General features: G+C 66.8%; 7 protein-coding genes. All 7 read right to left on the bottom strand.

Features of this window, described 5'->3' with window-relative positions:
* Positions 1–201 (bottom strand): TetR/AcrR family transcriptional regulator (locus AC04L7_RS14405; RefSeq protein ID WP_475513261.1); only part of this gene is annotated, 201 nt, incomplete at its 3' end.
* Positions 202–408: 207 nt separating this feature from the next.
* On the bottom strand, positions 409–1,200 hold the full coding sequence (fliR, locus tag AC04L7_RS14410) for a flagellar biosynthetic protein FliR (RefSeq protein ID WP_435998911.1): 792 nt from the start codon (positions 1,198–1,200) through the stop codon (positions 409–411).
* An 18-nt stretch (positions 1,201–1,218) separates the two neighbouring features.
* Complete coding sequence (locus AC04L7_RS14415; protein ID WP_296281121.1) at positions 1,219–1,488, bottom strand: flagellar biosynthetic protein FliQ; 270 nt, start codon at positions 1,486–1,488, stop codon at positions 1,219–1,221.
* Positions 1,489–1,498: 10 nt separating this feature from the next.
* Entirely contained in the window at positions 1,499–2,311 is an 813-nt protein-coding gene (gene fliP / locus AC04L7_RS14420) for a flagellar type III secretion system pore protein FliP (protein ID WP_475513262.1), read from the bottom strand.
* A gap of 1 nt (position 2,312) precedes the next feature.
* A complete protein-coding gene (gene fliO, locus AC04L7_RS14425; RefSeq protein ID WP_296281117.1) occupies positions 2,313–2,705 on the bottom strand; it encodes a flagellar biosynthetic protein FliO in 393 nt (130 codons plus the stop codon).
* 8 nt (positions 2,706–2,713) lie between these two features.
* Positions 2,714–3,067: a flagellar motor switch protein FliN gene (gene fliN / locus AC04L7_RS14430; protein WP_343125254.1), complete on the bottom strand. Its 354-nt coding sequence runs from the start codon at positions 3,065–3,067 to the stop codon at positions 2,714–2,716.
* Positions 3,064–3,668: flagellar motor switch protein FliM (locus AC04L7_RS14435; protein ID WP_475513263.1), on the bottom strand; the 605-nt coding region annotated here is incomplete at its 5' end. The genes fliN and AC04L7_RS14435, both read right to left, overlap by 4 nt.

Genomic DNA, 3,668 nt, shown 5'->3' on the forward strand with positions numbered 1-3,668 from the left:
GATCAACAGGGTGGCGATGATGTCGGCCTTGGTCTCGAAGTGCAGGATGACGCCGCGCGCGCTGAGTCCGGTTTCTTCGCCCAGGTCCATCAACGTGGTCTGGTCGAAGCCCTTGGTGAAGAACAGCCGGCGCGCGGCAGCGAGTACGGCTTCCCGCGTTTCCTGACTGGTACGTCGCTTCTGGGTAGGGCTGTGGTTCACGGCAATCTCCGGTTCGCGGGGGGAGCGCTCCGGCATCGGGCGGGTCGGCTCCGTCCGTGCGTAGGCGTATGTCGCAACTCCCTCGTCCCCATTCTGCACAACTTCATGCATTTAGTGGAACCGGTGACGCACTCTGATGTGAGAAGAACGCGCTGCGCCCCTCATGGAAGCGCTTACCGCGCTTTCACAAACATGACTTTCACGTCTTCACGCGGTGATCTGTCGCGCTGCATCAAACGACACGTCGAAGATCCGCTGCACGGGAGGTCCCAGTTCCCCGGCGAGCAGCGCCAGCAGGAACAGGCCCAGCAGCAGTGCCGTGGGCAGGCCGAGCTGGATGGGATTCAGCGCCGGCGCCGCGCGACCCAGCACGCCGAAGGCGAGGTTCACGGCCAGCATCGCCACCATCACCGGCAATGCCAGGCCGACGGCGGCCCTGAGCACGACGGTGAACAGCATGGGAGCGACTTCCAGCATCTGCTGCACGTCCGGCAGCGCCGTGCCGATCGGCAGCGAGCGGTAACTGTCCACCAGCAGCGAGACCAGCGCGAGATGACCGTTGGCGGTAAAGAACAGCAGGCCGAAGGCCAGGTAGAACCACTGGCCGACCACGCCGGAATTCACGCCACGCAGCGGATCCGACATCTGCGCGAACGCGAGGCCCGTTCCCTGCGAGATCAGTTCGCCCGCCATCGCGCCGGCCTCGAAGGCCAGCCTCAGCATGAACCCCATGCTCGCGCCGACGGCGAGTTCGCGCGCCACGTTGAGCACGGTGCTGGCGTCGAACGCGATGTGGTCCGGCGTGCCGGGCAGCAAGGGTGCCAGAGCCATCGCCAGCGCACCGGCGATGATGACGCGCACGCGCACCGAGACCGCGCGCGTACCGATCAGTGGCGCCGCCATCAGCAACGCCCCCGTGCGCAGCATCGTCCACAGGATGGCGTTGATCATCCCGAAGGCCTGCTGGCCGTCGATCACCATCTGGGTGGCGGGATCCATCGCGTCGCGTCCGCGGCGTCAGCCGATCAGGTGGGGCAATCGCTGGAACAACGTCGTCGTGTATTCCACGAGTACGCCGAGCAGATAGCTGCCGGTGGCGAACAGCGCGGCGGTCAGCGCGATGGCCTTGGCGACGAAGGCGATGGTGGGTTCATTGAGCTGCGTGGCGGCCTGGATCACGCCGACGACCACGCCGACGACCAGCACGACCAGCAGCAGTGGACCCCCGACCCAGAGCGCGATCTCAAGGCCGCCGCGCAGTTCGGTAAGAGCGGTTTCGGGACTCATGCCAGTCTCCTCAGACGCCGTTGAAGCTGGCGGCAAGCGAACCGACGATCAGCACCCAGCCGTCGACCAGCACGAACAGCAGGATCTTGAACGGCGCCGACACCAGCATCGGCGAGAGCATCATCATGCCCATCGACATCAGCACGCTGGCCACSACCAGGTCGATGATCAMGAACGGRATGAAGATCAGGAAGCCGATCTCGAAGGCGGTCTTCAGTTCGCTGGTGATGAAGGAGGCGACCACGATCGGGAACGGGACGGCATCCGGTCCCGTGTAGCTGCCGTGCCCGGCCAGGCCGGCGAACGTCATCAGGTCGGTCTCGCGCACCTGCGCCAGCATGAAGTCGCGCAGCGGGCCGGTGGTCAGCGTCCACGCGGTGGAGAAATCGATCTGGCCGTTGAGATAGGGCGCCATGCCCTGGGCCCAGGCTTTCTCGCCCACCGGCATCATCACCAGCATGGTGAGGAACAGCGCCAGACCCACCAGTACCTGGTTGGACGGCGTCTGGCCGGTGCCAAGTGCCTGCCGCAACAGGCCGAGCACGATGATGATGCGGGTGAAGGCGGTCATCGCCAGCAACGCGGACGGGATCAGCGTGATCGCCGTCATCAGCAGCAGCGTCTGCAGCGGCAGGCTGACGGTGTTGTCGCCCACCTGGCCCACGTTGACCTTGGGCAACGTCGGCAAGGCGGGCGCGGTCGGTGCGGCCGGGGCCGTCGGCGCGGCGACGGGTGCCGGGGCCGGTGTCGTGGCCTGCGCGAAGGCAAGCGTCGGCGCGGCCAACCACAGCAGGCAGATCAGGGAAAGAACGAAACGACGCATCTCAGGACTCTTTGCGCAGGCGCTTGGCCAGCAGTTCGGCGAAGTTGGGCATCGTCGGCGCGGGCGCGACGACCAGGGGTTCGGGCAGCGCATGCAGGGCGGTGATGCCTCCGGCGGTCACGCCGATCAGCAACTGCTCCTTGCCGACTTCGATCACCATCACGCGTTCCTTGGCGCCGACCGACAGCATCGACACCACGCGCAGCTGTTCGCTGGGGCGGATGCCCAGGCCGGCACCGGGCAGGCGCTTCAGCAGCCAGGCCAGGCCCAGGATCAGGCCCAGCACCAGGATCAGGCCGACCAGTGCACCGCCGATGCCCGGCGTGGAGGGCGCGTGCTGGCCGATCTTCTGGGCGGGTGCCGCGGCCGCGGCAAGGAGGGCGAAGGCGTGCATGGTCGGGCTCAGCGCAGGCGACGGATGCGTTCGCTGGGGCTGACCACGTCGGTCAGGCGCACGCCGAAGCGGTCGTTGACCACGACGACTTCGCCGTGCGCGATCAGCGTCCCGTTGACGTACACGTCCAGCGGTTCGCCCGCGCCGCGCTCCAGTTCCACCACCGAGCCCTGGTTGAGCTGCAGCAGGTTGCGGATGGGCATGCGCGTGCGGCCGACTTCCAGCGACAGCGTCACCGGCACGTCGAGGATGACGTCCAGGCTCATGTCCGCGTCGTGGCCGGCGTGGCCGTCGTGGCCGTTGTGGGACAGCTCCGTATCGCCGGGGGCGGTGGCAAGGGCTTCTTCGTTCTCGGGAATCATGGCGTAGCGTCCTGGAAGGCGACGGGTGCAAGGGCGTGGCGGGTGGCGGCGGATTGCTGGTGGCGGTTGCCGGGCGGGTGGTGCGCGGTGATCTTCACCGCGTTGAGGCCGTTGGAAATGCCGAACTCCCCGGTGAACACCGGCACCTGCTCGACGCAGACCGGCACGGACTTCGGCAGGTCGATGGGGAGGATGTCGCCCACCTTGAGGCGGGTCAGCTCGCGCAGGTTGATGCGCTTCTCCGCGAGCACGCTGGAGACGGTGACTTCGGCCGAGCGCAGCTGTTCGTGCATGGTCACGCGGAAGCTGTCGTCGTCGTGCACGCGGTCGGACTGGATGCCGGCATCGAGCAGTTCGCGGATAGGCTCCAGCATGGAATAGGGCAGCGTGACGTGCAGGTCGCCGCCGCCGCCGTCCAGTTCCACATGGAAGCGGCTGACCACCACGTACTCGCGCGGACTGACGATGTTGGCGAAATGCGGGTTGACCTCACTGGTGATGTATTCGAAGTCCACCGGCATCACYGGGGCCCAGGCATCGATCAGGTCGGCGAAGGTCTGCTTGAGCAGCAGCTGGATCACGCGCATCTCGGTGGCGGTGA

It is taken from the genome of Pseudoxanthomonas sp. LjRoot204_2 (assembly GCF_056175765.1).